The sequence below is a fragment of the Arthrobacter ulcerisalmonis genome (assembly GCF_900609065.1).
Lineage (GTDB): Bacteria > Actinomycetota > Actinomycetes > Actinomycetales > Micrococcaceae > Arthrobacter > Arthrobacter ulcerisalmonis.
In genome coordinates this window covers 1-23,250 of record NZ_UXAU01000046.1, presented here as the reverse complement: position 1 = coordinate 23,250, position 23,250 = coordinate 1, and the positions used below count along the sequence as shown (strand labels likewise).

Below are 23,250 nucleotides of genomic sequence, written 5' to 3'. Positions count from 1 at the left end.
CTCGGCACAGCCTCAAGTGTTGCGGCCATATCGGGCTCCTCCCCGCCAGGCTCACCGCCCGGCGTGTCGAGCCGGATACACCGTTATTTACACAGTCCCCTTAGCGTCGGATATTTCACTTTTTCACAAGCCACCCCGAGTAGCCGGTGATGACGTCCGTCGTGCCCTCCGCGAACCGGGGGCGGACGAGGACGCCGGAGCGGCGCAGCCGGCGCACGAACTCGGCTTCGTTCTCGCTCGCGCCGGCTGCCGCTCGGACGCTGCGCGCGAGGTCGTTCCGGGGCGCGTTCAGTCGAACCTCAGCCGTGATGCGTGCCTGGCGTTCCTTCGGGTCGAGGCGGTGCCATTCGGGCTGCTCTCCCCCGATGCGCGCGGCGTGCTGCTCGTACTTGCGCTGCGCCATGAGCGCCGAACGCTCCTCGACGCGGGACTGCTCCGCGGGGCTGTAGCCGCGAGTCGCACGCTCCCCCTTCGTCGACTCCAACTGCTCCAAGCCGTACTTGACTTCGAGCGCGCGCGCAGCGTTCTGTGCACGCTGGTAGTCCAGGTGCGTCGACGCCTTCGTGCCGTCCTCGCGAACGAGGTTCACGGCGATGTGCACGTGGTCGTTGCCGGCCTGTGAGAGGCCGTGACGGATCGCGACCCAACGGCACGGGGCCTTGGTCCCGTCGTTGTCGTCGAACCCCATCGCGGACACAAAGTCTTGCGCGATCGCCGCCCACTCCTGGTCGGTGCGAATGCCCTCCTCGGCGCGCAGCGACAGTGAGGCGTGCCACACGTGACCGCCCTTGACCTCGACGCCCATAGCGGTGCGCGGTCGGTCAAGGTGACGCGCGATCGCCTTCGCGTTGTCGACGCTCAGCTCCGCATCGTCGTACCACGCCATGAGCGCGTGATCGCCGGCCACCAGGTGCGGCTCCGTGTGCTCGTTGTGGCGGCCGCCGCCGACGAGGTAGGACACGAGGCCGGGCATCCGATCGCCGCGCGTAACGTTCGGCATCATGACAGGCTCAGCTCATCCACGGCGGCGTCGATGCGCTCCGCGACTCGGCGCACGGCGGCGAGCGTGGCGTCTGTCTCTGCCTGACGCTGACCGGTGGCGTTGGTGGCCTTCGCGATCTGGTTGACGTTGTTCGACACCGCGGCCAACAGCCGGTGCAGCTCGAACAGCTTCCCGATCGCGTTGCGCCGCTCGGTGACCGTCTCCCCCGTCTCGGATGCAAGGGTCGTCTCGACCAGCAGCCGCGGGATCGTCACCCGCTGAGCGAGCGCGAGGCGCAGCAGCCGGCCCTCCTCCTCGGGAGTCACCTTCACTTCGTGCTTGTGCTTCCGGCCGCCGGGGGCATTCGCGCGCCGACGCCGCTCGGTCTGGGGCGCGGCTGCCGTCTCATCTGACATGCGATCCCCTTCCTTCGGCCCAGCGCAGCGACCCCGCCCCGTGCGGGGACCACACGTCCAGTGTGCCGCACCCGTCGACGACTGTCGAGGGGTCAAGCCCACTTAGCCCTGCTAAGTATTTAGCTTGCTCCGTCTGGGACTCCATTCGGGTTCGCTCACGTCGACAGACGGGAGTGGTCGAGGCTTCGCCTCGGCGTGCTTTTAATGTGTCGACAGGCGTCGACTTCGAACGGCGCGATCCGTACGATTTGTGTATGGCTACGCAACTGACACCAGAGGAAGCAATCGAACGCGCGCGACGTCTACAGGATGACCGCCTGACAGCGGTTCGTACCGTTGCGGAGGCGCGGCAGTCGCTCAGTGATGTGCGCGACGAGACAGCACGCGAGCTGGCCGATCTACAGGCGCGGATCGCTGAGAGGATCGCGACCGCGGAGCGAGAGGACGTGCGCGCCTATTCGGCGGCGCTGAGCGCCGGATGGTCTGCCGATGAGCTGCGGAAGATCGGGTTCGCTGAGCCCGACAAGAAGGCGCGCACCCGACGTCGATCGACGCGCAAGCCTGCGTCCAGCTCGGCCCCTGCGGCGGCTGACGATGCGCAGTCGGAGCCTTCTACCGAGGGTTGATCGCTGGCACGGTTCCGGCCCCACGTTCCGCTCTGCGGCGTGGGGCTTTCGTGTGTCCCCGCGCTGCGGGGTTGCACTCCGCTCCCGATCCCGTCAAGGGCGCTTCGCGTCCCTTCGGGAGAGCCCTGCGGGCTCCCCTTGACCGGCTCTCCGCTGCGTGCAAGCCGGCAAGTGTTCCGAGAAAGCCGGCACCTCGGCGTACCGCCGAACTGCCTACTTTCATCGGACACACAACAAGGGAATGGGATCGAACGATGAGTGGACCCGTGAGTTTCGCAACGCTGACAACGACGCTGCCGACGTCGGACGATGAGCGCGGCCGGCTGATGCGGAACGTGAGCGAGCGTGACCAACAGCTCTACGATTACGGCCGCTCCGGCTACCGGCTGGCGGCGTCCGTGACGGTGCCGGGGAGCGACGTCGTGACGGTGATCGACACGCTCACCCGCGAGAGCGATTCGGACGGTGACGGACGATGACGCGATCCATCGCCGTGCAGGTCGCGCAGCGCATCCGGCGCGTGCTCGACACCCGCGGTCTAACGGTCGAGTGGCTGGCCGACGCGACCGGGATCAAGCCACGCACCCTCGCTCGGCGGCTGCATCTGAGGAGGCCGGCGGGCCTCACGGTCGACGAGCTGAACGCGATAGCCGGCGCGCTCGATGTGGCTCCGGGCGTCCTCCTGCACGATGACCGGGACGGCGCTAGCGCTGGGCCTGGGTGAGCTCCTGATCGGCCTTGCTGAGCGCGCGGGCAACGGTCGACTTCCCGACGCTGAGCACTCCGGCGATGTGGTCGAGGCTGGCACGCTCGGCGCGCATCCGCTGCGCCTCTGCGATCTTCTCCGGCGTCATCTTCGACGGCCGGCCGCCGACCCGACCCTGCGCCTTCGCGTGCGCGAGGCCGCGCATTGTGTTCTCCCGGATCGTGTCGACGCGGAGCTGCGCGAACACGGCCACCATGCCGAACAGGGCGCGGCCCATTGGGGTGGTGGTGTCGATCATCGGTTCCGTCAGGCTCTTGATGTTCACGCCCCGGCGGTCGAGGTCGTGCAGCGTCTCGATGATGATCCGCTCCGATCCTCCGAGCCGGTCGAGGCGGCGCACCAGGAGGGTGTCGCCCTCGTTGAGGTAGTCGAGGCAGGCGAGCCACTGCGGGCGGTCTGCGATCCGGCTCGATTCGCCATGGTCGACGAACACCCGGACGGCTCCTGCTGCGCGCAGCTCGGCCTCCTGAGCGGCGGGGTTCTGTTCACGCTTGGACACTCGCGCGTAACCGACGACGTTCGTCATGACTCGGCCTCCTGCTGCTCTTGTGCTCGGCGCTCTCGGTCGGCGGCGAGCTGGTCATAGATCGGGGTTCTCTCACGCCGGGGGCGCGATCGCCGCTCGGCGGCGGCGCTGCTCGTGGCGGCCTCGGGATCGGTCACGGTCACTCCCGGCCGGTGCCGCGATCGGAGCGATAGCCGGCGCTCCCCCGTCGGGCCTGGGTGCCCTGCTGCGGGCTCTGGCGGGTCGCCTCGGACGCGGGGCGGGGATACGACGCACTGAGCGCGGAACGGACCTGAGCGGCCCGGTCAGGGCCGGCCTGGGGTGCCGTGCGCTCGACGGTCACCGCGGCGAACACGGGGACGAGGGATGCGGGCTCGGGAGCGTAGGCGAACATGTCGGGTCGGCTCATGGCCGATCCCCCGTTCCACTGCTCCGGGCTCACGCGGGCGAAGTCGAACCGGTACGGCGACTGCTCGGCCACGTGGGCCATGAACACCTTCGATGTGCGGCCGTTGCCCTCGCGGAAGGGGTGCGCCTGGTTGACGTAGGCGAACACGGTCGACGCCGTGGCCACGAAATCGTTGCGGCTGATCTTGGCCCAGTCGGTCGAGGTCACGAGCTGGCGCGCGTCCGACAGATACCGGTCGACCTCGCCCGACCTGACCTCACCGAATCCGCGGCCCGGACCCTTCGACATTTCGACAGTGCGGTACTCCCCCGCCCACTCGTAGACGTCCTGGAACAGGTGCCCGTGGATCGCGCGTAGGTGCGCCCCGTCGAACGTGCGAGCTATCTCGACCTCGCCGTTACCGAGCTGCACGGCGCGCACGGTGGTGTCGGTGTACTCCATCCGGGACAGCACCCGCGCGTCGCGCTCCTCGTAGAGGTTGCGCAGCGTCCCGATCCCGGTATCCGGGTCGATCGTGTCGGGGTAGAAGTACGACTCCCAGCTATCGAACTGGGATGCCACGTCAGCGGGCGGCGCCGACGACGCCGGCCGCGCGGCGAGCGGCAGCGTGGCCGCGTCGACGGTACTCCGCGAGGTCGATCGCCCCGCGGGTGTAGTCGGTCACGTTCTCGACGTCCTCGCGGGTTGGGGTGAACCCTTCGTGCCATCCAGCGGCGAGGGCCTGGCGCACGCTGTCGCGCTGCGTCGCGTCGAGCTGCGCGAACAGCTCCGGCCACTCCTGCTCGACCGTGAATGTCTCAGCCACGATGGGCTCCCTTCGTCGTCCTACCAGTCTACCGGTTTTCCCGAAAACGGTCTATAAGAAGTTTCGGCACAAGAGGGTTTCGGCACGGACTTTCGGCACGGCGTGTCGACGTCGCCGCGGTGTCGATCGCGGCCGTGCCGGAATCGATCAGTTTCGGTCCGTTGCGGATTCCTACAAGAGACCGAGTACCGGACTACCAGGCGGCGCGTCGATGGCTGCGTTAGGTGTTGGCGTGGGTTTCGCGGAGGAACTGGGTCAGCGCTGCGCGGCTGGTGGTGAGGCAGGCGATCTTGGTGTCGAGGTCGTCGATCTGTTCGGTGACCATGCGGGCGAGGATGTCGTCGCAGGTGCTCGACCATCCGGATTGGCCGCTCTGGCGGTCGAGGACAATCTTGATGAATCGCGTCGGGACACCGGAGCGAGAGAGGTCTCGGATCGTGACGACCTGGTTCAGATCGGATTCGGAGTAGTCGCGGTACCCGTTGGGGTGTCGTCCAGGTTGGAGGAGTCCCTGGGCTTCGTAGTAGCGCAGCATTCGGGGCGCGACTGCACTGCGCTGGGATATCTCACCGATCCGCATCCGCTCATCTCTCTCGCCTGGGACTTGGGGCACCAGGCTTGACCTTGACAGTGGTGTCAATCTTTAGCGTAGTAGCATGAGCACACGATCGACGCCTTTACCCCTGCCCGGCACCGCCGGTCCGCACCGGGCCTGGCCGATTCTGGCGGTGCTGACCGCGGCGACGCTGCTGACGGTGACGGTCGAGATGTTGCCATCTGGGCTCTTGCCGGTAATGAGCGCCGATCTGGGCGTCTCGGAATCAGCAATTGGGTTGCTGGTGAGCGCCTGGGCGCTCACCATTGCGATCGTGGGGATTCCACTTGTGCGGCTCACGATCCGGTTACCCCGCACGCCACTGCTGGCAGCGTGTCTAATCGTGATCGCGGCAGCGAACCTGCTCACCGCGACCGCCTCTAGCCTCCCGCTCGCACTTACCGGTCGTATCCTCGCCGCGACGGCGCACGGCCTGTTCTGGGCACTCGTCGTTTCCTACGTCGCCTCCGTCATCACTGCCGAGCGGCTCGGACGGGCGCTGGCGATCGTCTTGGCTGGGCCCACGCTCGCCGGCCTTGCCGGACTACCGATCGCGGCGGCTCTGGCCGATGTGGTGGGGTGGCGGGCCATCTTCATCGGCCTATCTGTGGCTCTTGTTATGACCGCCGCGGTGCTCTGGCTCATCCTGCCGCAGGTACCGTCAACGATGCCTGCCGGTGGCGGCGGGTGGGATCGCAGCGCTTCCCGAGTGATTGCGGTAGCGATCGCGGGAGGGCTGGTGTTGGTCGGGCACTTCGCTGTCTTCACCTACCTCACGGCACTAGTCACCCAGTTGGGCAGGCTGCCCGGTGCCACGATCCCCTTGATGCTGTTGGTGTTCGGAGTGAGCGGGGCAGTAGGTATCGCCGGGTCCGGTTTCGCGTCCGACCGGTACCCACGCGGTGCGATCGTCGCCGCGGCAACTCTAGTGACGGTTGGTCTCGCCGTGCTCGCTTTGAGCTCAGGGCAACCGGTCGTGTTCATCATCGGAGTTGCGATCTGGGGAATCGCGGTCGGCGCGTTTCCCCCGATCCTGCAAACCCGGGTGATGCGCGTATCCACGAGCGCATTCCGACCTCTGGCCGGAAGCATCGTCGTCACCGTCCTCAACCTCGGTGTCGCAGCCGGAGCCACCCTCGGCGGCCTTGTCCTCGACCACGGTCCTATCGCCGTCACTCTCATCGCAGTCACCGCCGCGGCAGTGGGAACCTTCGCGCTAGCGCTGATGCGCCCCCTCAACACCCCGCATGAAGGTACCCGCTAGCTTGCCGAATCCTCCCGGCGGCGGAGCCGCACCACCCGCGGTACACCCGCTTGTTGATGGGGGATGATGACCCGGTTGACGATCGTGATGCCAGCAGCGGCGATTGGCACCGCGACAAGGGCACCGAGAATGCCGCCGAGGGCAGCGCCACCGAGGGCAGCGACGATAACAAGTGCTCCCGGCATGGCTACGGCGCGGGCCATGACTCGCGGCGTGAGTACGTAGGCCTCTACTTGCAGGTAGGCGAGCAGGATGGCGGCAACGACGATGGCCGGAACCAGGCCCGTCTCGAGTGTGATGATGGCCGCGATGCTCGCTCCGATGACAGGCCCGACAACGGGGATGAGCGCACCAATAAAGGCGATCAGAGAAAGGAGGGCAGGAGCTGGGCTTCCCGCCGCGGAGGTCACGATGAACGTTACGAGCGCATTGACGAACGCGAGGACGATCTGTCCCCCGACGAAACGACCAACAGACTGCAGAATTTCCTCCGCGATCGACTTCACTCGGTGGCGGGCGCGGTACGCGACCAGCTCGTACGCCTTCGCCTTGATGGCCGGCATGGTGAGAGCGAGGTAGATCGTCAAAACGGTCACGATGATCACACCAGTGATGGCGTCGATGATGCCGGTGCCAACCTCTAGCAGACCACCAGAGAGTTTCAAGAGCTGATCTGGATTCGCGAGGAAAGCAGTCGCGTTCGCCAGCAGATTGTTCACGTCCAGACCATCCCCGATCATGCCGATCAGCCAGAGGAACCACGGCTGATCCGGGATCGCCGACACGAGCGTAAAGGCCTGGTTAGCGACGGCCGTGACCTGTTCGGACACTGCTGGAAGGATCACAGTGATGAGGAACGCGGTGCCGACGAGGAGAATGAAGGCGATAGTGAGAACTGCCGCCCACCGAGGCATTCTTCGCTGCTGCGCGTAGCTGAGGAGCGGTTCCGCGGCGATGGCCAGGAAGAACGCTAGTCCGATGTACACGAGGACGGTTCCCAGGGCGCCGATCGCGGCCAGGATCGCCATCCCACACCCGACGCCGAGGGTGGCGATAAGCGCATACCTGAACGGATGCGCAGCAAGCCCAGCGGAGGACAACGCACCCCTCCCGCCTCCGCGGGAGCCGAGGCTCGCGGGGAAGCGGCGAACGTGCATCCTATTTGTGGACGCCCGTCGGACGGCGGCGCTCGGCCGGTTAGTGGGCAGCACCGAGCTCGACCAGGAGGACACCGCCGATGATGAGCGCGATACCGGCGGCCATCACCCAGGTGAAGGGCTCGTTGAACAGGAACTTGCTGGCCACCGCGGTGAGCGCAACGCCGGACGCGGCCCAGATTCCGTAGGCGACACCGATGCCAAGGCCCAGCGAGAGGACCTGTGTGAGGAAGAAGAACGCACCGAGGTACCCGATGACCACGGCGATGAAGAACAGCTTCTTGCCATTCGTGGCCACCCGCAGGGACAGTGCGGCGCCGACTTCGAGGATGATGGCGATGATGAGGAAGAGCCAGACCATCAGGCGTTCGCCTCCCGCTTGCGGATCGCAGCTTGGGAGCCCATTTCGACGGTGAGGACGCCGCCGATGATGAGGACCAGGCCAAGGATCATGATCAGGGTGAGGGGTTGGCCGAAGATGATCGCGGCGAAGATAGCGGTCAGCGCCACACCCATCGCCCCCCAGATGCCGTAGGCCACACCGAGTGCCATGCCCTGCCGGAGAACGAGGCCGAGGAGGCTGAAAGCGGCGACGTAGCCGACGCCGACGACGACGTACCAGGCGGGGTGGTCTTGAGCGGCTTGGAGGGCGAGCGAGGCCGTGACCTCGCTGACAATCGCTCCAGCGAGCAGGAGCCATTTCTTCATTTGCTATTCCTTAATCAGGTTGTGGGCGAGGAGGTGAACGCGGGCGCGTTCATCGGGTGTGGGGGGAAAGAAGTTGGTGGCGTCGGCGAGCCAGCCGCCATCGGCGAGGAGTCGTGCGGCGATCAGTCGCGCCCGCACGTCGGGGGCTAGATCGGTCGGCAGTGTCAGCCAGGGTGCGAGGCGCTCCGTCCACCGGTGGGTGAGGGTGCGGCGTAGTTTCGGGTCGCTCATCGCGACCAGGTCTGTTTCGCTGAACTCTCCGGAAAGCGACCAGTCCAGGTAGGCGCGGATCCGATCATGCGGGCCCGCCTGGGACGAAGTAACCCCGAGTCGGGCGGTGAGCTCGCTCTCCCACCGGTCCAGGACCGAATCGACCAGCGCGAGCATGAGGGCTTCCTTAGTGGGGTAGTGATACATCACTCCGGGCTTCGTCAACCCGACCGCGCGGGCGACCGAATCCAACGACACCGACCCGCCCTCTTCCAGCTGCGCGAAGGCCGCGGCGATGATCGAATGCGGTGTCTCAGTTCCCATAACCAAAGGTTACCATCCGGCCGGAAGGTAACCAAGCTGTAGGGTTGCTGAGACTGGCGAATCTTGAGGGGAAGCGATCATGGACGCAGAGCGGCCCACACGCGAGGGAACGCACCGCTGGGCCGACTACCTCGTCACTGCTGCAGAACTCGTGACCGTGCTCGTGGCAGTGGGGTACGTGCTCTCCGGAAGCGTGGTCGTGCTGATCGTGTGGGAAGCACTAGCGACGGCATATCTCCTCACCGGGTCAATCCTCACCTGGCGGCGCAGCATCACCGGCCGAGACGGAAGCCGCCGATCGGGAACCCTAGACACACTGTCGTGGGTGCTACCGCTCATGGCCAGTCTCGTCGGGGTGAACGCAGCCGTTCTCGCGATCACAATCCGCGTTCCCGCCGAAGCTCCCCGAGGGGAAACGGTATTCCTCGGAGTGGCGGCCGCGATCGGCATCATCTTGTCCTGGCACCTGCTCCACACCGGCTTCGCCCAGGTCTACGAAACACTCCAACACCGCGACCCCGAGCATCCCGCGCTCGAATTCCCCCGCACGACACATCCCGGCCTGGCGGACTTCCTGTACTTCGCGTTCACGATCGGAACCTCGTTCGCGACATCCGACGCCACCGTGGCCACCGTGCGGATGCGGTGGCTCGTCCTCACACACAGCATCGTGAGCTTCTTCTACAACGCCCTCGTCGTCGCCGTAGCCATCCAAGTGATCCAACAGATCGCTCGTGCCTGAACTCAACGAAATCACCTAGTTACGCCTTGATAGACGGCCATCGGAATCTCCAACGACGTAAGCAATAGTTGGAAAGATCGCGTCGGTCCGTCAGTGTCAGCGAGATTCGGCGCGCAGCTCGTCGACGAGGGCCTGGTGCGTGGGGTGCAAGAACAGCACGACGGGGCCTTGGTAGTAGCTATCCCGCGTGATCGCCTCGGTGAACCGGATTTCAAGCTCCGGGTTCTCGTGCAGCAGTCGGCGCACCCGTTCCGCTACTCGCTCAGTCATAGACACTCCCCCCAGAGCTTCCCGGATCGTAACTGACATGCGCTCGGGGGCAAAGCAAAGAACCGCGCAAATCGAACACATGTTCGAATAACGGTAGTCTCATCCTGGCCGGGGAGGAGTCGGCCATCGGGAGCAACAAGCGCTATGCGCACCACTACGACCGTCTGATGAATGAGCGCATCTTGGAACAGGCGGTGGTGAGCGCTGGCCCCTTGCAGTCACTCACGCCAGAGGAGCTGCGCTTGGACTCCGAGCCGGTGACGATCGACCCTCGACCCAAGCCGGTGCGAGCCTGGGTGCGGTTCGGGTTGAAACCTGCGCTCGTCGACGCGGTAGCGGCGCGCTGGACGGCGGATGCCGTCGGGGTGGTGTTCTCGATCCGCGGCACCGAGTACCGCGCCTGGGTCTGGGCGTCCGCGGTCACTCCGGTACAGCGCACGCCGTAGCCCTATGGGGTCGATCGGAGCGGTGTGACGGTGTACGTCCACGCCCACCCGCCAGGCCGGCCCATGTCGATCTTGGCCCGGATGACTTCGAGCGCTGCGGCCGCCTCGGCCGCGTTCTCGTACGGCCCGTAAGCCTCTAGAAATCCGGGGTTCACTACAGGGTCCGTAACGATGACTGCGTGCGAACGATTAGGGTCGGCGTCGGGGTCTCCGAGCGTTGCGAGGAGGCCCGCCGCTTGCAGGCCGATTGACGATGGAGTAGCCATGCGTGCTCCTACCTGGTCGCGCGGACTTCGCAATCGGACTCGTCGGTTCCGATGAACACGTCCTCCACTGAAACGTCCCAGCTCCGGTAACGGCCGGAGTCTTTCAGCTCGTCCTCCAGCTCCTCGAGAAACGTCGTCGTGGCCGAGCCGACGTGCGGCAGGAACGGGCCGTAGTAGCGCGTCGCCTCGACGCCATCGGTGGCGACCGTCGACGCCTTGACGATCACGGCTGTTGCAGTGCGAGAAACCATGTCACTCCCCCATCGGTCGACCGACGGTGAGCACGCCCGGGCCGACAGGCTCGAACGGCTCCCCGCCGTTGTACTGAGCTTCCAGGCGCTCCACCTTCTCCATGATCGCCTCGTTCGCGAACTTCGACAGGTTCGTCATGCCGACGTTGCGCATGTAGGCGACGATCGCTCCGCGCATGCGGGCGGAGTCGTCGGGGTGCTGGTAGATCGTGATCTTCGGGGGCTTGCCGGGCTTCTCCCCCTTCTCAGCGGCGCTCAGCGGCTCTGTGACGCTCTTAGCCGCCGGGGCGGGCGCAGTGGAGGCCGGAGCCGCTGCGGGAGCCTCCTGGGACGCTTCCGGGGCCGTGGGGTGATCGAACGGGCTCGCGCTCGACAGGCTCGACTTACGGGGGGCGGGACGGTTCATGACGGATCTCCTTCGATAGCTGCCAGGTGCTCGGCGTAGATCGCTCCGAGCGCGGTTGCCTCGGCACTCCCCCACTCGTCGAGGCCGCGCGCGGCCTCGGTGGCGTCTGCGATCACGACGCGCTTGGGGATGGGTCGACCGATCAGGCGCAGCCCGCGGCCCTCGGCGGCCGCGCGGAGCTCGTCGAGCCAGGCGGCCCCGCCGACGGTGCGCTCCTCGTGCTGGTTGACGATGATTCCGGCGACGCTCAGTCCGGGGTTGTAGTACCGCTGGACGTTCCCGATCGTGTCGAGGAGCTGCCCGAGCCCGTCAAGGCTCCACTTCTTCGTGTGGGTGACGATCACCGCCCCGTCGGCCGCGGTGAGGGCGTTGATCGTGAGCTGGTCGAGGGATGGCGCGGAGTCGATCAGGATCAGGTCGTAGTCCTCGATCACCTGGGCCAACGCTTCGCGCAGCCGAACCTCTCGGCCGGCGCCGGCTATGACCAGCTCATCCCGCACGTTCCCGAGTGAGGCCCCGGACGTCGGCACGACGTCGAGGCCGGGCCAGAGTCCCGGCACGATGACGTCGCGCATAGTGTCGTCTGCGCGGGTGCTTAGCACGTCGGCCAGGCCCGCCTGCTCGGCGTCGACCTCCTCGGCCGTGATGTTGCTCGTGAGGTTGCCCTGCGGGTCGTTGTCGACCGCCAGCACGCGGCGACCGGCGAGCACCGCGACGCGCGCGAGCTGAAATAGCGTCGTGCTCTTGCCGACGCCGCCCTTCTGGTTGCAGAGGGCGAGAATTCGAGCGGTCATAAGAAAATACCTCCGTTGACGGGAACAACTCTAATACAGCTATTGACGGTGATGCGGGTTGGTCAGTAGAACGGCCAAAGATCGCTACCCGTGCTGATCGGCTGCGCGAGCCACAGGAGCGTTGATGTGACGGCGAGAATCGCCGCGGTGGCCCACATGGCCCACTCTTTGTTCATGCTGGTGCCCCTCCTTCGGCATCAGGCGGGGAGGGGCAACCGTTCTCGGCCGCCCCTCCCCCAAGCCTGGTCAGAACGGGGTGTCGTCGCCCTGTTCGGCGGCGGGCTTGCCGACGACGCGGACGCTCTGCCCGCGCAGACTCACCGCGACCTCATCGGCTCGGACCTCGTGCTGCAAGCGGGTGCCCTGCTCGCCCTTGTACTCGGTGACGCGGTAGCGGCCCGAGAACGTCACGCGGACGTTGCCCGACTGCTCCGCGACCTCGACGAGGTTCACAGCCTGGTTGCCGCTCACGGCGACGTCGTAGGCCACGGTGGGGCCGTCGGTGTAACTGTTGTCCTCCTGGCGGATGCGGTCGCTGACGAGGACGCGGGCGTAGGTGTACGGGCCGTTATCCCCCTCGCGGAGGGTGGGCGTCGCGGCCAGGTTGCCGGTGCGGGTGATGTAGCTCATGGGTTCTTCTCCTTCGGTCGGTATTACAGGTGTTGCCGCTAATAGTGTTATTATGCCGGATCGAATGTCTCGCGCTCAACCTCCAATCGGCGGCCGTCCATCTGCGACGGATACAGCACCAGCTCGATAGGGCTCGTGGGGTTGGGGTTCTGCAAGCGGACGCCCTGCACGGGGGAACCGGCGGTGATCGTCCCCAGCTCAGACACGACCCGGCGGGGCGGGTTGTAGGGGCGGCCGTCCCAGCTCTTGATCCGGTCACCGAATCGCAGATCGGCAAGCCGGGTCACGGTGATGGTCTGAGTGGTCATGCGGTCCTCCTTAGTAATAACTCTATTGTAGTAAATGACTCTATTCGCATCAAGCCTTCTCCGCTTCTCCGCGCAGCAGCTCGGCCACCTTCTGGGCCAGCAGCCAACGGCGATCGGCGGCCGCGCGATCCTCGGCGGTGTAGTCGCCATAGCTCGCCTGGTGCTCGAAGTCCTCGCGGCCTCGGCGGGCCATGTCCAGCAGCTCGTCAATCCCCGCGCACAGCTCAGCGTCGACCGGGACGACGCGCCCGCCGCCGTCGACGACCAGGCTCAGGGGCTCGGCCATCCCTGCGACGTGCATCGCGTAGCCGTCGCCCTCGCGTTCAACGTAGGCCGTCAACACGGTTGCCGACTCGTCGTTGTCGAAGTCGACCCGGCCGTAGCTGTCAGGGTCATCCCCGAGCGGCCAGAGCTGCGGCTCTAGGCGGGTGCCTCGGTCATACGGGGTCAGGTTGCGAGCGTTCATGGTTCCTCCTTGGGTAGGTATTACCAGTATAAGCGGTAATAGAGTTATTTACTACTGTTCTCAGGCGGCAAAGTGAGCGGCTACCCGCTCGATGTGGTCGGGTCGGAGGTCGCACCAGTGATCGTCATCGTCGACGACGACAACCGGGGCCACGGTGTAGCCCAGCTCCTCGGTGACGTACTCGCGCGCGTCGGGGTTCTCGGTGATGTTCACCTCGACGTAGGGGACGCCCTTGCTGTCGAGCATCATCTTCGTCATGCGGCACTTCCCACACTGCGGGCCGGTCGTGTAGACGGTTAGCGCTTCCATTTGGTAATCCTCCCACCCCTCGTTTTTTTGCCGTGAAGGCGAATTCATTCGCCGCTAGGGAGGACGGCCGGAGTGCTAGTGACCGTGGAATACCGGACTGAGCGCAGCGAGGGAGGATATGCCGCGAAAGCACTAGCGCGCAGGTTGGCCGACCGTACGCTGCCGAAGGCTTCACGGCAAAAGAACGGGCCGACAGGCCCCTGCAGTCGGCCGGCTCCGTCCGGCCGTCCGTTAGCCGGCGCCGGCTCCGTCCGGCGTCGGCCGCTGTAGAGGCTCCCCGCCGCGCGGTCTGGGGGGGCGACGTGGCGGCGGGGAGCGGGTGCCGGGGCTGCGTGTCTCGCTGGGGGGCGCGGACTGTGCTGCCGACGCCACCAACCCTATTGCGGGGCCGCTCGGAACGGTATTGGAGTTATTGCCGGTGTTCGGGGTAGAGCTGCGCGATTCGGGCGGCGACGTTGCACACGTCGTCGGGGGTTACCTCGTCGAGGAGGATCGTTCGCGTTCCGCCGTCGAGGTCGATCCACCACACCGGGCGTACGGTGTCGGCGTCGATTCCGGCGCGGTGGGCTGCGAGGTCTGATGACGGGTCGACGGGGCCGAAGTAGAGCTGTGGAGCCCAGCTATCCGCGCCCATGTCGGTGTAGAGCGTCGTGGGGAAGGGGAGGAGCTGCGCGAGGTCGTCGAGGAGGTCGGCGACGTCGGATTCTGTGAGGGTGTCCATGCTGGTTCTCCTGTCTGGTGGGGTGGTCAGTCGGCCGCGAGGTCGTAGCCGCCGAAGGGGGATCGGGATTCGACGTGTCGGCCGCCGTGCGGCCCTCGGATGGTGCGGACGGGGGAGCCGGGACGCTGCCACTCGGCGGGGTAGTTGGCCGCGCACCACTTGGCGGCGGCGGCTCGCGCCTTCTTCTCGTCGGTGGCCGCTGCGGCGGGGCGGGGCATGATCGGCAGTGATCGCCAGCCGGGCAGGGCGTGGTCGTGCCACGCCTCTACGGCGTCGTTCTCGCGCTCGGTGATGATGTGCCAGGCGCAGCCGGGGCACACGGCCTGATAGCGGCCGCCGCCGGGGAGCGGGTCGGCGGTGTGGTCGTGGTCGGATTCTTTGCACCAGGCGTCGGCGTAGAACATGTGCAGCTCGTGGCCGTCGTCGGTCGCGGCGCGCTCGCCTTGGTTGTAGCTGTTGCGGTGCCACATGTGGGAGCGGGGGATGCATCCGAAGCCGCCGAACTCGGCGCGGTAGCGGTCGAATGCTGCATCCAGCTCGGCGGGGCTGTAGTAGCTCGTCGTGTAGGCCAGGGGCGCGCCGTCCCATGCGGTCGCGGCGACGGCCTCGCGCTCGAACTCGGCCAGGTCGAACAGGGTTTCCGCGGTCATCGTTCCTTCTCCTCTAACGGTCTTGACGGCAATAGAGTTATTGCCGCTCAGGCGGCGACGGTCTCGGGCTGCTCGGTGAGCGCGTCGGCCAGGGCGTGAGCTGCGCGCAGCACGTTTGCCGCGGTGGCCTTGATCGTCTCGGCGTCGCAGTTGCTCCACCCGGCGACGTAGCCGACGCTGTAGGCGCTGGTGTCGAGTCCGAGAATCCCGGCGACGACGTAGGCGACGCTCTCGGCCTCGGTTTCCTTGGTGCCGCGGTGCTCGACGTACTCGGCGTGATCTTCCTCGGCGTGCAGGATGACGTGCGCGGCCTCGTGAAGTCCGGTCTTTGCGGCCTGGGCGGGGGAGAGGTCGGAGTCGAGCACGACGCGACGGCCCTCGGGGTCGGTGTAGCCGTGTGCGCCTCCGGGGATGCTCTCGCGCTCGACGGTCCAGCCCTTGCCGGTGAGGTAGTCGGCCACGGCGTCGAAGATGCCCGCGGGGTCGTCTCCGGTCAGCGGCCGCGCGATGTCGGTCGGGTCGCCCGCCTCGGGGTCGATGAGGTCGGTCTGTCCCATGTCGAACACGGACACCGGGAAGAACAGCGTTCGGCGCTGCTCCTCGTCCTCGCCGGTCTTGGGGTTCTCGACCGTCTCGCGCACGTCGCGGCCGCCGAAGATGCGGATTCCGCGCTCACCCTTGCGCACCTGGCGGTTGAGCTTCTGCCACGTCCGGTAACCGGCGACGTGGGACGCCTCGGGGCACTGGCCGAAGATCAACAACAGGTTGTTGATGCTGTAGCGGTGGAATGCCTTCGTGAAGTCCAGGAACCGCGCCCACGCCTCCGACTCGCGCAGCGCCTCGACCTGCTCCGCGATCGTGGCTTGCAGCTCCTCGGCCTCGGCGCGACGCTGCTCGGGGGTCTTGGTGGTCTTGACGTTGCGTGCCATGTTCGGAACCTTCCGTGCCGGTAATAGGGTTATTTCCCTGCTCATCCCCTCCACGTTTTTTTGCCGTGAAGGCGGTTTACCGCCGCTAGGGAGGATGCCCGGAGCACAACCCGTAGGGCGGTGGGGGAGAGAGTTTCGGCGCGAAATAAGGGAGCGCAGCGACCGCGTGCCGAAAGTCTCGGAGGAGCCGGCGGCGCAGCCGCTTGGGTGGAGGGTTGACGACCGTATGCTGCCGAAGGCTTCACGGCAAAAGAACGGGCCGTAGGCCCTGACAGTGCCGGCGACGCCGGCTCGACCAGCGAGCCCGTGGGCTCGCCTCCGCGCAGCGGATCGGCTCTACGCGACGCGGCGCTGCGGGGTGTCGAGCTGCTTCGTGGCCGGGCCGTCGCAGTATCGGCACCGGATGCCGACGGTCATTCCGTGGGAGCAATAGCCGGGGTCGATCCACTCGCCCTCGGCGGTGTCGATCGCGGGGCTATCGTCGACGAGGGTTCTCGAGCGGAGATCTCCGTCGGCGTCGCGCTCGTAGGGGCGTACGGCTGTTCCCTCGCGCTCCTCGATGATGATCCGTCGAGCTGCGGCGTAGTCCAGCCGGCCATCGGCTCGGCGCGGGTGCGGGCCGTAGGCGTGGGTGCCGTCCTCGGGGACGAGGGAGAGTTGACCGCGGCTCGGTCGACGTCGCGCGTCGGGTCGACGTGGTGCGCGCATCCACGCCTCCTCGGCCTTCCACCAGGCCCATGCTTCGCGCTCGACGCGGTAGCGGTCTGCGCGGGCGTCGAGTCGGCCGGCGACTCCGGCGCGCTCGGCGGCGGCGTCGGGGGAGTGGGCGTCGACGCGCTGCCATCCTTCGCGGCTGCGCTCGACGATGCCGGCGTAGGTGAGGCGGTCGAGGAGTCGACGGGTTCGGAGAGGATCGGCGCCGATGGTGGGGGAGAGTTCGTCGAGGGTGCGAGCTGTGGTGTCGATCCGTGCGTAGAGGTTCCCGGCCAGGTGACCGAGCGCAGGGCGGGTAGCGGTGAACAGGTCGTGCGCGGCATCCGTCGTTCGTGTGCGCAGCGTTGCGAGGAGGGTCGTTCTCTCAGCGGCCCCAGCCCCAGGGGGGCGTGGGTCCGCTTGTGACCGGGCATGAACCAGGTTGCTGTGGAGAACGCTCTGTGGGTCGATCGTCCAGTGAGCGGCGCGGGTGCCGTCGGCGGCCGTTGTCTGGGCGATCCATCCGTCCTCCGCGAGGCGCAGGAGCGCCGTTCTGGCTGTCTCGCGGCCGACCCCAGCCGACAGGGCCAGGCGGCGGGTGTCGGCCTCCACGGAGCCGCTGAGGGCGTGCAGGGCGAGGAAGCTCAGCACGTCGAGGATGCGGCGATCGGCTGGGCCGCCTCCGCGGGTCCAGCGGCCGGCGGCCGCGTCGGCGCGCTGCTGCACGTCGCGGACGTGCGCGGCCATGACGTCGGCGCGGCGGTCGAACGTGGGATCGTCCCCGATCTGGCGGTCACTCCCGGCGACGTAGCGCACGGCCTTGTCCCACTGCCGGCCGAGCACGGCGGCCTGCTCGCCTCGCGGGCGAGCTGCGCGGCCGCGGGTCGTGACGCGGCTGCGGACGTGCTCTAGGCCGGGCTCGGTGTCGACGAGGGCGGCGACGTCGGCGTGCCGCCACCTGGCGGCCGCTGCGCCGATCAGGACGCGCCAGAGCGTCGCTGAGGCGTCGAGGGGCGTCTCGCGCAGCGCTGCGGCGCTGTTGGCGGGGAGCTGCCGGCGTGGGCCGGCCAGGTGCAGGCGGCCGTGGGAGTCGAGCGGGAGCGGTGAGCGGGGGTCGATGGGCCGTGCGGGCTCGGTGTCGTCGACGAGGCCGGCGACGAGGCTCACGAGCGCGCGCACCTGGGCTGCGGTGGCCGTGGGGGCGCTGAGCGCGTCCACGTCGCCGCTGAGGACTGTGGAGTGCCCGCCGGCACGGTGGGGCGCTCCTGGGGGCCGCACACAGCCGGTTACGGCGTTGCTGAGCGGCGAGAGGTCGAGGGTGGGGCACAGGTGCTTGGTGAGGCGGGCGAGGGTGGCGACGGTTTCGGCGTCGACGGACTCGGCCAGGGCGACCCACAGGTGCCGGCCGCCGGTCGGCCCGGACTCGCAGAGAACGTAGGGCAGGCCGACGTCGCGGAGGAGGCCGCCGAGCACGTCGGCGTCGCGAGCTGCCGCCGCGGGGTCGCCGTGCGCGTCGAGGTCGAACGCCAGGAGCCGGAACCGGCGATCGGCGCCGGCCAGGTAGACCGCCCACGGGCGCTCCGGCGCGGCCCTGCCGATCGCGCGATCGCGGTAGTCATTCAGGACGGTGCCGTAGGCGTCGACGACGGCGACGCGCACACGAGGGCGCGGGCTCACCGCGGCGGTGAGAATCCAGGACTCGCCGTCGGCAAAGCGATATCGCTTTTCAACTTGCCGCGCTATGATGGCACCACCTTTCGACTCCGGTCGCTGGGTACAGCGAAGGTCCGGTTCCCTACCGGTTTTCTCTGGAACTGCCTTGATCTACCGCGTCGCCAAACTCAGAAGATCAGGCACTTAGCTTCGGCCCCCCGTCTCGTAGAGGCGGGGGGTTCGCTCGTTCTATGCGGCTTTCGTGGTTGCCCCCTTGGACGTGTTCAGCTCGGGGATCGGCAGCTCTGCTGCGCGATCGCGGGGGAGCGGCGGCGCGTACTGGGGCATCCCCAGCGCGTCGGCCGCGAGCATCACCAGGTACTCGCCGTAGGAGAGTCCTTCGGCGTCGGCGTTCTTCTTCAAGATCGCGCCGAACTCGACGGGCGGCTTCGCCAGAATCGCGTCGCGACGTCCCTTGCTCGGCCTTCCGTGCTGTGCTCCCATGCGGCTCATCCTGCCGCTTTTCCTTAACGCAAAAGGGAGGACACGCCGACGGCCACAGGTGTAGCTCACTGCGCGCGCTCGACGGTGCAGTAGACGTCACCAAGAAGGATCGTCGATCCGTCGGGGATCGGGGTCGGTTCACCGGGGGTCAACCACCGCGGCGGGGCCGACTGCAGTTCGATGCCGTTCGCGGAATCGAGGTCGGTCACGACGATGCGACCAGCGGCGTCGACGGCAATCGTCGCGTGTGTGCGCGAGAGCATCCGGCCTGGTGTAGCGATGCTGAGCGGTTCGTGGCCGGCGACGGGCTCGGGGTTGCGACCGATGACCACACGGGGGCCGGCGGCGACGCTGCGCTGCGTGTTGAAGGCCAGGCGCAGCGTCGGGCGTGCGGGGGTCGAGCGGCGCGTGACGCGGGTCTGCTCGACGTCGTGCAGCTCGTCGAGCTCGCGGAGCTCAACGGGATTCGGGCGCGTGATCGGGGCGGCCGCGGGCGGCGTGACGGTGTTCGGTTCGGCCAGGGGGGCGACCTCGACGCGCAGCGGCTCGTCGACGGCGCACTGGACGCACGTCGTCGACGTGACCGGCTGTAGGCGGCGGCAGATACGGCATCGGCCCTCGTCGATGCCGAGGCCGTCGGCGGCGGGGATCGTGCCGTCGGCGCCGACGAGCTGTACGTAGCCCTCGGGCCGCACGGCGAGGGCGTGTGTGCGGCCGTCCTCGGTGACGTCGAGGCGGATCGGCCGGCGTAGCTGGGTGGCGATCGCCACGGCGCGCGCGATCATGCCTGTGCGCAGCGCGGCGACGGACTCGGCCGCGCAGGCGCGCCGTTGGCCGTTGACCGTGAGCGTCCCTGTGCCGTCGGCTGTGACCTCGGCGGCGAGCCGGGGCCACTCCGGGACGCGATGGAGCCCTGGGACGGGCTGTGTGGCGTTCACAGCCCGCGTGCGACCGCCGCGCCGGCTGCGAGCCATGCCCGCTGCGTCTCGGGGCGCAGCGAGCCGAAGCGCAGCACGCCGTCGACCATTGCGGGGTCGTGGGGGACGGTCACGGCTTCACGGGCGAGCGAGCGGTAGCCCTCGGCTACGCGCGCCAGCTCGGCCGGGGTCGACTTGGGGTCGGCTTGGTTGACGATCACGACGGCATCGCGGGCCAGCTCGGCCGATCCGGCGTCGCGCTCTGCGAGGGCTTCGAGGAGGAGCGCGCCGGCCTCGGCGTGGTCGTCGCGGGTCGTGGTGGCGACCACGAGCTGGTCGGTGTGGTCGATCATGCGCAGCCACATCGGGTCCGACTCGTCGTTGCCGGAGTCGATGAAGATCAGCCGGTAATACTTCGCGGCCACGGCGTGGATCGCGTCGACGTCGCTCGGCTCCACACGCTGCTCGTGCGCGAGCGCCATCGGTTTGCTGCGCAGCACGTCGAACCGGTCGCGCGTCTGGTGGTGCACGAAGTGGGCGAGGTCGGCCGACTGCGCCCCGGTGCTCAGGAGGCGGTCGACCTGGGGGAGGAGGTCGAGCAAGGTCGCCTCGTGCGGCCCCTGCTCGGTGCGCCAACCGAGCGTGCCGCGGGTCTGGTTGTTGTCCCACGTGAGCACGCCCGCACCGCCGTGGCGGGCGAACACAGCCGCCAGGAGGACAGTGGTCGGGGTCTTGCCCGCGCCGCCCTTGCCGTTCACCACGGCGATTGTGCGAGGGCCGGGCCAGTGCTGCGAGACGGCGAGGACGTCGGAGCGCTCGGCGCGCTCGGACTCGCTGGGGCTCATGCGGATGCCGAAGCGGGTTAGAGTGCCGCGCCATCCCTGGGTAGCCGGCTCCTCGATCTGTTCCTGCGTGAGGAACGACTGCCGGGCCTCACGACGGCTCGGGAACTCCGGCGCGGGGGTCGGAGCCTGCCGCACCCATGCGTTCCCCTCAGCGACGGCAGGAGCGGCCGGAGGGGCCGCGTGAGCGGGCACGCTGTCGATCGGCGCGGGCGTCGGTTCCGGCAGGGGCTCAGGCTCCGGCGCGACCTCCTCGACGGGTGCGGGGTGGGCCGGCAGGCTGTCGTCAGCCTCCACGCTGCCGTCGGGGTGGACGATCAGCGGCCACTCCCCGTCGGGGCCGGTCGTGGTGACGCGGACGGGGCGCTGCATCTTCCCGGCCGTCTCAGCGACGCGGGCGAGGATCGCTGCGCGAGCATCCTCGAGAGTGGTCGTCTCGATCGGGTACGACGTCCCGTTGATCGTGACCTCTCCCGATCCGTTCGCGTGCGTACGCGCCTCGATCTTGGGGAATGTGGGTACTTCGATGCTGCTCATGGTCGTCTCCTGATCTACTGTCCGAGCTGGATTCCGACCGCAGCCATGAAGGGGGCCGGGTCAGTGTTTTCGCCGTTCACCTGGACCTCAAAGTGCAGGTGGCATCCGGTGGATTGTCCGCTGCTGCCGACACGGGCGATCTGCTGACCGCCCTTCACCTTGTCGCCAACCTGGACGAGCATCCCGGAGTCGTACATGTGCAGGTAGCGGGTGGTGACGCCGCCGCCGTGGTCGATCGCGATGACGCCGTTGCCGCCGCTGTCGAAGCCGCGGAAGGTGACGACGCCCGACTGAGCGGCCCAGATAGGGCCGTCGCAGCCGCCTCCGGCGAGGTCGGTTCCGGCGTGCAGCCGCCACACCTGGTCGATGGGGTGCAGGCGCATCCCGTAGGGGTCAGTGATGGGGCCGGCGCCGGGCGCGGCCCAGCCCTGGGGGTTGACGCTGCCGGGGACGCCTGGGTCGCACTTGCCGCCGCTGGCGCTGCCGTCGCCGGGGTTCAGTCCGGTGGTCTTACCGGAGAGCCCTTCGACGATCTGCACCGCGCCATCCCAGAACTGGGTGTAGTGGTACGGGTCGGCGTTCACCTGCGTGCGGTGGGCGACGATAGTCGGTTCCAGCGACTCGCGGTCGGGAACCTTCGCCACCATCGCCTGGAAGAACTTCGTCGACGAGATGTAGGGGTCGAGGCGCTCCTCGCGGGTGCCCCATCCGTCCTGCTGCTGGAACAGGCCGATCGAGGTCGTGCGGGTGCCGTCGGGGTTGGTGACGCCGCCGGTTTCCCAGTCGCCGTAGTCGATGTTTCGGAGGCTGGATTCGCCCATCGCGGTCATGACGCCGATGGTCTGATCGCGAACGTTCAGCCCTTGGTCTGCGCCCGCCTTGATGACGTTGGCGGCGTTCACAAGCTGCTCGTGGCCATAGCCGGCGATTTCGGTCTGTGGCACCGAGTCCGGGTTGACTGAGACTCCCGATCCGCCGCCTCCGGCGGTCGGGCCGCAGTTGTCATCCCCAACGAGGAGGAGCCCGAACAGCGACCCGATGACGAGGAGCGGGACAGCGGCGATCGCGTAGACGCCGCTGCCCTTGGGGCCGGCCACTAGTTCACGCCCTCGGGAAGGATGAACCGGGACGCAAGCCACGGGGAGTCAGCGTCGGCCCGGCTCAGCACGACGCCGTAGGTGCCGGCGTTGGTGGGGACGTCGACGAATGCCACGTAGGCGCTGGTGTCGTCGGTGATGACGGCGGTGCCGGTGACGCTGCTCGCGACGATGCGGGCGGGGTCCATGTAGGCGTAGTCCTGGGTGGCTTTGCCGTCCAGGAGCGGCTGCAAACCGGCCCACCACTGCTCGAACGGAAGATCGGGACGGGCGTAGGCGGTCATCACGGCCACGGCGGCCGCGGTGGCGCTCTCGCGCGATTCCTCGTCCCACGTCGGCACGGGCCGCGGGCCGTGCGTCTCGCCGCTATCGGCGTCGATAGCGCCGGTCGGCGCGGGAGTGAACTGATCGAGGTCGGGATAGATCGGGCCGGAGCTGCTGGCACTGGGGGAAGGCGCTGGCGCATCGTTCGGTGCCGTGCAGGCTGTCAGGGTCGCCGCCGTGACCACGATGAGTAGTGCCGGCCCGATCTTCCGCATGTCAATCTCCTTGCTTGGTTTCCGTCCGGATGACCAGCACGGGGCCGGTATCCCGCTTCGTGTTGGCACCCTTGCGCAGGGTGTCTTTCAGCTCGTCACGGATGACGAACCAGGTCGTGCCGATCTTGTAGCCGGGGATTAGCCCGTCTTTGAGCCACGTGTAGACACTCTTCGCAGAGACTCCGAGTCGTTCCGCGACTTCGGTCGCGCCGAGCGTCGGAGGGCTCTGGTCGAAGAGGCGGTCGACCGCATCGCGGTTGATCGCCTCGCTGTCGTCATCGCTGGTCATCGGGATTCCTCCTGGTGGGGCCACGCGACTAGCTTACTCATTCGGGGGCAGATGTACAGGTTCGGGTTCATTCGGGTTGACCCTTCCTTGTTCGGGGTATTGGGGGTTAGTGTTTCCCTGTAAGGGGGGTGGCTTGTGAAAAAGTGAAACATCCGACGCTAAGGTTTTACCGGTCGCCGTAGTGCCCTGTATTTACGGGTTTGAAGTGTGTCGTTTTCAGCACC

General features: G+C 67.6%; 34 protein-coding genes and 1 pseudogene. 6 read left to right on the top strand and 29 right to left on the bottom strand.

Annotated elements, in window-relative coordinates:
- Nucleotides 1-136: 136 nt before the first annotated feature.
- Nucleotides 137-1,003, bottom strand: a pseudogene (locus PSET11_RS16275) (relaxase/mobilization nuclease domain-containing protein); the annotation flags it as partial.
- Nucleotides 1,000-1,398, bottom strand: a complete 399-nt coding sequence (mobC, locus tag PSET11_RS16270) for a plasmid mobilization relaxosome protein MobC (protein ID WP_124093359.1) — start codon at nucleotides 1,396-1,398, stop codon at nucleotides 1,000-1,002. The gene mobC and the pseudogene PSET11_RS16275, both read right to left, overlap by 4 nt.
- Nucleotides 1,399-1,652: 254 nt before the next feature.
- Between mobC and PSET11_RS16265 the strand changes: the two genes are divergently transcribed.
- The 3 genes from PSET11_RS16265 (at nucleotide 1,653) to PSET11_RS16255 (ending at nucleotide 2,748) form a co-directional block, all read left to right on the top strand.
- The gene (locus PSET11_RS16265) at nucleotides 1,653-2,024 is read left to right on the top strand and encodes a hypothetical protein (RefSeq protein WP_124093358.1); all 372 of its coding nucleotides are present in this window, start codon (nucleotides 1,653-1,655) and stop codon (nucleotides 2,022-2,024) included.
- A gap of 254 nt (nucleotides 2,025-2,278) precedes the next feature.
- Nucleotides 2,279-2,503, top strand: coding sequence for a hypothetical protein (locus tag PSET11_RS16260; RefSeq protein ID WP_124093357.1), 225 nt, complete (start codon nucleotides 2,279-2,281; stop codon nucleotides 2,501-2,503).
- Entirely contained in the window at nucleotides 2,500-2,748 is a 249-nt protein-coding gene (locus tag PSET11_RS16255) for a helix-turn-helix domain-containing protein (RefSeq protein ID WP_124093356.1), read from the top strand. Before PSET11_RS16260 ends, PSET11_RS16255 begins: the two co-directional genes overlap by 4 nt.
- Here the strand turns inward: PSET11_RS16255 and PSET11_RS16250 are convergent.
- The 4 genes from PSET11_RS16250 to PSET11_RS16235 all read right to left on the bottom strand — a co-directional run bounded on the left by PSET11_RS16250 (nucleotide 2,729) and on the right by PSET11_RS16235 (nucleotide 5,122).
- Entirely contained in the window at nucleotides 2,729-3,316 is a 588-nt protein-coding gene (locus tag PSET11_RS16250; RefSeq protein ID WP_124093355.1) for a recombinase family protein, read from the bottom strand. The genes PSET11_RS16255 and PSET11_RS16250 overlap by 20 nt on opposite strands.
- A gap of 139 nt (nucleotides 3,317-3,455) precedes the next feature.
- Nucleotides 3,456-4,265, bottom strand: a complete 810-nt coding sequence (locus PSET11_RS16245; RefSeq protein WP_124093354.1) for a Fic/DOC family protein — start codon at nucleotides 4,263-4,265, stop codon at nucleotides 3,456-3,458.
- A 1-nt stretch (nucleotide 4,266) separates the two neighbouring features.
- On the bottom strand, nucleotides 4,267-4,509 hold the full coding sequence (locus tag PSET11_RS16240) for an antitoxin VbhA family protein (RefSeq protein ID WP_124093353.1): 243 nt from the start codon (nucleotides 4,507-4,509) through the stop codon (nucleotides 4,267-4,269).
- A 220-nt stretch (nucleotides 4,510-4,729) separates the two neighbouring features.
- Entirely contained in the window at nucleotides 4,730-5,122 is a 393-nt protein-coding gene (locus tag PSET11_RS16235; protein WP_203416006.1) for a MerR family transcriptional regulator, read from the bottom strand.
- 43 nt (nucleotides 5,123-5,165) lie between these two features.
- Between PSET11_RS16235 and PSET11_RS16230 the strand changes: the two genes are divergently transcribed.
- Entirely contained in the window at nucleotides 5,166-6,368 is a 1,203-nt protein-coding gene (locus PSET11_RS16230; protein WP_124093352.1) for an MFS transporter, read from the top strand.
- On the opposite strand, the gene PSET11_RS16225 is transcribed toward PSET11_RS16230, so the two are convergent.
- From PSET11_RS16225 to PSET11_RS16210, 4 genes are all read right to left on the bottom strand, one after another.
- Complete coding sequence (locus PSET11_RS16225) at nucleotides 6,365-7,468, bottom strand: AI-2E family transporter (RefSeq protein ID WP_160118995.1); 1,104 nt, start codon at nucleotides 7,466-7,468, stop codon at nucleotides 6,365-6,367. The two genes, PSET11_RS16230 and PSET11_RS16225, sit on opposite strands and share 4 nt — an antisense overlap.
- A gap of 97 nt (nucleotides 7,469-7,565) precedes the next feature.
- Nucleotides 7,566-7,886, bottom strand: coding sequence for a DMT family transporter (locus PSET11_RS16220; RefSeq protein WP_068483760.1), 321 nt, complete (start codon nucleotides 7,884-7,886; stop codon nucleotides 7,566-7,568).
- A complete protein-coding gene (locus PSET11_RS16215) occupies nucleotides 7,886-8,233 on the bottom strand; it encodes a DMT family transporter (protein ID WP_124093351.1) in 348 nt (115 codons plus the stop codon). Before PSET11_RS16215 ends, PSET11_RS16220 begins: the two co-directional genes overlap by 1 nt.
- A 3-nt stretch (nucleotides 8,234-8,236) precedes the next feature.
- A complete protein-coding gene (locus PSET11_RS16210; protein ID WP_068483756.1) occupies nucleotides 8,237-8,767 on the bottom strand; it encodes a TetR/AcrR family transcriptional regulator in 531 nt (176 codons plus the stop codon).
- Nucleotides 8,768-8,846: 79 nt separating this feature from the next.
- Between PSET11_RS16210 and PSET11_RS16205 the strand changes: the two genes are divergently transcribed.
- On the top strand, nucleotides 8,847-9,509 hold the full coding sequence (locus PSET11_RS16205; protein WP_124093350.1) for a DUF1345 domain-containing protein: 663 nt from the start codon (nucleotides 8,847-8,849) through the stop codon (nucleotides 9,507-9,509).
- A gap of 96 nt (nucleotides 9,510-9,605) precedes the next feature.
- Here PSET11_RS16205 and PSET11_RS16200 read toward each other — a convergent pair whose 3' ends face one another.
- The gene (locus tag PSET11_RS16200; RefSeq protein WP_068483752.1) at nucleotides 9,606-9,779 is read right to left on the bottom strand and encodes a chemotaxis protein CheY; all 174 of its coding nucleotides are present in this window, start codon (nucleotides 9,777-9,779) and stop codon (nucleotides 9,606-9,608) included.
- 167 nt (nucleotides 9,780-9,946) lie between these two features.
- Here PSET11_RS16200 and PSET11_RS16195 point away from each other — a divergent pair, with 167 nt between their 5' ends.
- The gene (locus PSET11_RS16195) at nucleotides 9,947-10,225 is read left to right on the top strand and encodes a hypothetical protein (protein WP_082775568.1); all 279 of its coding nucleotides are present in this window, start codon (nucleotides 9,947-9,949) and stop codon (nucleotides 10,223-10,225) included.
- Between the two features lie 2 nt (nucleotides 10,226-10,227).
- On the opposite strand, the gene PSET11_RS16190 is transcribed toward PSET11_RS16195, so the two are convergent.
- The 18 genes from PSET11_RS16190 to PSET11_RS16105 all read right to left on the bottom strand — a co-directional run bounded on the left by PSET11_RS16190 (nucleotide 10,228) and on the right by PSET11_RS16105 (nucleotide 23,026).
- A complete protein-coding gene (locus PSET11_RS16190; protein WP_124093349.1) occupies nucleotides 10,228-10,491 on the bottom strand; it encodes a hypothetical protein in 264 nt (87 codons plus the stop codon).
- 8 nt (nucleotides 10,492-10,499) lie between these two features.
- On the bottom strand, nucleotides 10,500-10,742 hold the full coding sequence (locus tag PSET11_RS16185) for a hypothetical protein (RefSeq protein ID WP_124093348.1): 243 nt from the start codon (nucleotides 10,740-10,742) through the stop codon (nucleotides 10,500-10,502).
- A gap of 1 nt (nucleotide 10,743) precedes the next feature.
- Nucleotides 10,744-11,148, bottom strand: a complete 405-nt coding sequence (locus PSET11_RS16180) for a ParB family protein (protein WP_068483746.1) — start codon at nucleotides 11,146-11,148, stop codon at nucleotides 10,744-10,746.
- Entirely contained in the window at nucleotides 11,145-11,942 is a 798-nt protein-coding gene (locus tag PSET11_RS16175) for a ParA family protein (RefSeq protein WP_068483744.1), read from the bottom strand. The genes PSET11_RS16180 and PSET11_RS16175 overlap by 4 nt, the downstream gene beginning before the upstream one ends.
- A 246-nt stretch (nucleotides 11,943-12,188) precedes the next feature.
- Complete coding sequence (locus PSET11_RS16170) at nucleotides 12,189-12,572, bottom strand: single-stranded DNA-binding protein (RefSeq protein ID WP_068483742.1); 384 nt, start codon at nucleotides 12,570-12,572, stop codon at nucleotides 12,189-12,191.
- A 50-nt stretch (nucleotides 12,573-12,622) separates the two neighbouring features.
- Entirely contained in the window at nucleotides 12,623-12,880 is a 258-nt protein-coding gene (locus tag PSET11_RS16165; protein ID WP_124093347.1) for a hypothetical protein, read from the bottom strand.
- 49 nt (nucleotides 12,881-12,929) lie between these two features.
- On the bottom strand, nucleotides 12,930-13,346 hold the full coding sequence (locus PSET11_RS16160) for a hypothetical protein (RefSeq protein ID WP_068483738.1): 417 nt from the start codon (nucleotides 13,344-13,346) through the stop codon (nucleotides 12,930-12,932).
- A gap of 60 nt (nucleotides 13,347-13,406) precedes the next feature.
- Nucleotides 13,407-13,655, bottom strand: a complete 249-nt coding sequence (locus PSET11_RS16155; RefSeq protein WP_005053817.1) for a glutaredoxin domain-containing protein — start codon at nucleotides 13,653-13,655, stop codon at nucleotides 13,407-13,409.
- A gap of 409 nt (nucleotides 13,656-14,064) precedes the next feature.
- Nucleotides 14,065-14,376, bottom strand: a complete 312-nt coding sequence (locus PSET11_RS16150; RefSeq protein ID WP_068484203.1) for a hypothetical protein — start codon at nucleotides 14,374-14,376, stop codon at nucleotides 14,065-14,067.
- A gap of 26 nt (nucleotides 14,377-14,402) precedes the next feature.
- The gene (locus tag PSET11_RS16145; protein WP_068484202.1) at nucleotides 14,403-15,026 is read right to left on the bottom strand and encodes a DUF6349 family protein; all 624 of its coding nucleotides are present in this window, start codon (nucleotides 15,024-15,026) and stop codon (nucleotides 14,403-14,405) included.
- A 47-nt stretch (nucleotides 15,027-15,073) separates the two neighbouring features.
- A complete protein-coding gene (locus tag PSET11_RS16140; RefSeq protein WP_068484200.1) occupies nucleotides 15,074-15,955 on the bottom strand; it encodes an ArdC-like ssDNA-binding domain-containing protein in 882 nt (293 codons plus the stop codon).
- A gap of 336 nt (nucleotides 15,956-16,291) precedes the next feature.
- Complete coding sequence (locus tag PSET11_RS16135) at nucleotides 16,292-18,307, bottom strand: hypothetical protein (RefSeq protein ID WP_124093346.1); 2,016 nt, start codon at nucleotides 18,305-18,307, stop codon at nucleotides 16,292-16,294.
- Between the two features lie 243 nt (nucleotides 18,308-18,550).
- On the bottom strand, nucleotides 18,551-18,805 hold the full coding sequence (locus PSET11_RS16130) for a hypothetical protein (protein ID WP_124093345.1): 255 nt from the start codon (nucleotides 18,803-18,805) through the stop codon (nucleotides 18,551-18,553).
- Nucleotides 18,806-18,870: 65 nt separating this feature from the next.
- On the bottom strand, nucleotides 18,871-19,743 hold the full coding sequence (locus PSET11_RS16125) for an FHA domain-containing protein (protein WP_160118994.1): 873 nt from the start codon (nucleotides 19,741-19,743) through the stop codon (nucleotides 18,871-18,873).
- The gene (locus PSET11_RS16120) at nucleotides 19,740-21,101 is read right to left on the bottom strand and encodes an AAA family ATPase (protein WP_124093343.1); all 1,362 of its coding nucleotides are present in this window, start codon (nucleotides 21,099-21,101) and stop codon (nucleotides 19,740-19,742) included. Before PSET11_RS16120 ends, PSET11_RS16125 begins: the two co-directional genes overlap by 4 nt.
- A gap of 14 nt (nucleotides 21,102-21,115) precedes the next feature.
- The gene (locus PSET11_RS16115; protein ID WP_238989202.1) at nucleotides 21,116-22,240 is read right to left on the bottom strand and encodes a M23 family metallopeptidase; all 1,125 of its coding nucleotides are present in this window, start codon (nucleotides 22,238-22,240) and stop codon (nucleotides 21,116-21,118) included.
- Nucleotides 22,198-22,737, bottom strand: coding sequence for a hypothetical protein (locus PSET11_RS16110; RefSeq protein ID WP_124093342.1), 540 nt, complete (start codon nucleotides 22,735-22,737; stop codon nucleotides 22,198-22,200). The genes PSET11_RS16115 and PSET11_RS16110 overlap by 43 nt, the downstream gene beginning before the upstream one ends.
- 1 nt (nucleotide 22,738) lies before the next feature.
- Complete coding sequence (locus PSET11_RS16105) at nucleotides 22,739-23,026, bottom strand: helix-turn-helix domain-containing protein (RefSeq protein ID WP_124093341.1); 288 nt, start codon at nucleotides 23,024-23,026, stop codon at nucleotides 22,739-22,741.
- Nucleotides 23,027-23,250 lie beyond the last annotated feature (224 nt).

Coding starts and splice junctions, on each gene's coding strand:
- mobC (WP_124093359.1), bottom strand. CDS start 1,398: ATGTCAGATGAGACGGCAGCCGCGCCCCAGACCGAGCGGCGTCGGCGC.
- PSET11_RS16265 (WP_124093358.1), top strand. CDS start 1,653: ATGGCTACGCAACTGACACCAGAGGAAGCAATCGAACGCGCGCGACGT.
- PSET11_RS16260 (WP_124093357.1), top strand. CDS start 2,279: ATGAGTGGACCCGTGAGTTTCGCAACGCTGACAACGACGCTGCCGACG.
- PSET11_RS16255 (WP_124093356.1), top strand. CDS start 2,500: ATGACGCGATCCATCGCCGTGCAGGTCGCGCAGCGCATCCGGCGCGTG.
- PSET11_RS16250 (WP_124093355.1), bottom strand. CDS start 3,316: ATGACGAACGTCGTCGGTTACGCGCGAGTGTCCAAGCGTGAACAGAAC.
- PSET11_RS16230 (WP_124093352.1), top strand. CDS start 5,166: ATGAGCACACGATCGACGCCTTTACCCCTGCCCGGCACCGCCGGTCCG.
- PSET11_RS16220 (WP_068483760.1), bottom strand. CDS start 7,886: ATGGTCTGGCTCTTCCTCATCATCGCCATCATCCTCGAAGTCGGCGCC.
- PSET11_RS16215 (WP_124093351.1), bottom strand. CDS start 8,233: ATGAAGAAATGGCTCCTGCTCGCTGGAGCGATTGTCAGCGAGGTCACG.
- PSET11_RS16210 (WP_068483756.1), bottom strand. CDS start 8,767: ATGGGAACTGAGACACCGCATTCGATCATCGCCGCGGCCTTCGCGCAG.
- PSET11_RS16205 (WP_124093350.1), top strand. CDS start 8,847: ATGGACGCAGAGCGGCCCACACGCGAGGGAACGCACCGCTGGGCCGAC.
- PSET11_RS16200 (WP_068483752.1), bottom strand. CDS start 9,779: ATGACTGAGCGAGTAGCGGAACGGGTGCGCCGACTGCTGCACGAGAAC.
- PSET11_RS16195 (WP_082775568.1), top strand. CDS start 9,947: ATGAATGAGCGCATCTTGGAACAGGCGGTGGTGAGCGCTGGCCCCTTG.
- PSET11_RS16190 (WP_124093349.1), bottom strand. CDS start 10,491: ATGGCTACTCCATCGTCAATCGGCCTGCAAGCGGCGGGCCTCCTCGCA.
- PSET11_RS16185 (WP_124093348.1), bottom strand. CDS start 10,742: ATGGTTTCTCGCACTGCAACAGCCGTGATCGTCAAGGCGTCGACGGTC.
- PSET11_RS16180 (WP_068483746.1), bottom strand. CDS start 11,148: ATGAACCGTCCCGCCCCCCGTAAGTCGAGCCTGTCGAGCGCGAGCCCG.
- PSET11_RS16175 (WP_068483744.1), bottom strand. CDS start 11,942: ATGACCGCTCGAATTCTCGCCCTCTGCAACCAGAAGGGCGGCGTCGGC.
- PSET11_RS16170 (WP_068483742.1), bottom strand. CDS start 12,572: ATGAGCTACATCACCCGCACCGGCAACCTGGCCGCGACGCCCACCCTC.
- PSET11_RS16165 (WP_124093347.1), bottom strand. CDS start 12,880: ATGACCACTCAGACCATCACCGTGACCCGGCTTGCCGATCTGCGATTC.
- PSET11_RS16160 (WP_068483738.1), bottom strand. CDS start 13,346: ATGAACGCTCGCAACCTGACCCCGTATGACCGAGGCACCCGCCTAGAG.
- PSET11_RS16155 (WP_005053817.1), bottom strand. CDS start 13,655: ATGGAAGCGCTAACCGTCTACACGACCGGCCCGCAGTGTGGGAAGTGC.
- PSET11_RS16150 (WP_068484203.1), bottom strand. CDS start 14,376: ATGGACACCCTCACAGAATCCGACGTCGCCGACCTCCTCGACGACCTC.
- PSET11_RS16145 (WP_068484202.1), bottom strand. CDS start 15,026: ATGACCGCGGAAACCCTGTTCGACCTGGCCGAGTTCGAGCGCGAGGCC.
- PSET11_RS16140 (WP_068484200.1), bottom strand. CDS start 15,955: ATGGCACGCAACGTCAAGACCACCAAGACCCCCGAGCAGCGTCGCGCC.
- PSET11_RS16130 (WP_124093345.1), bottom strand. CDS start 18,805: ATGGGAGCACAGCACGGAAGGCCGAGCAAGGGACGTCGCGACGCGATT.
- PSET11_RS16120 (WP_124093343.1), bottom strand. CDS start 21,101: ATGAGCAGCATCGAAGTACCCACATTCCCCAAGATCGAGGCGCGTACG.
- PSET11_RS16110 (WP_124093342.1), bottom strand. CDS start 22,737: ATGCGGAAGATCGGGCCGGCACTACTCATCGTGGTCACGGCGGCGACC.
- PSET11_RS16105 (WP_124093341.1), bottom strand. CDS start 23,026: ATGACCAGCGATGACGACAGCGAGGCGATCAACCGCGATGCGGTCGAC.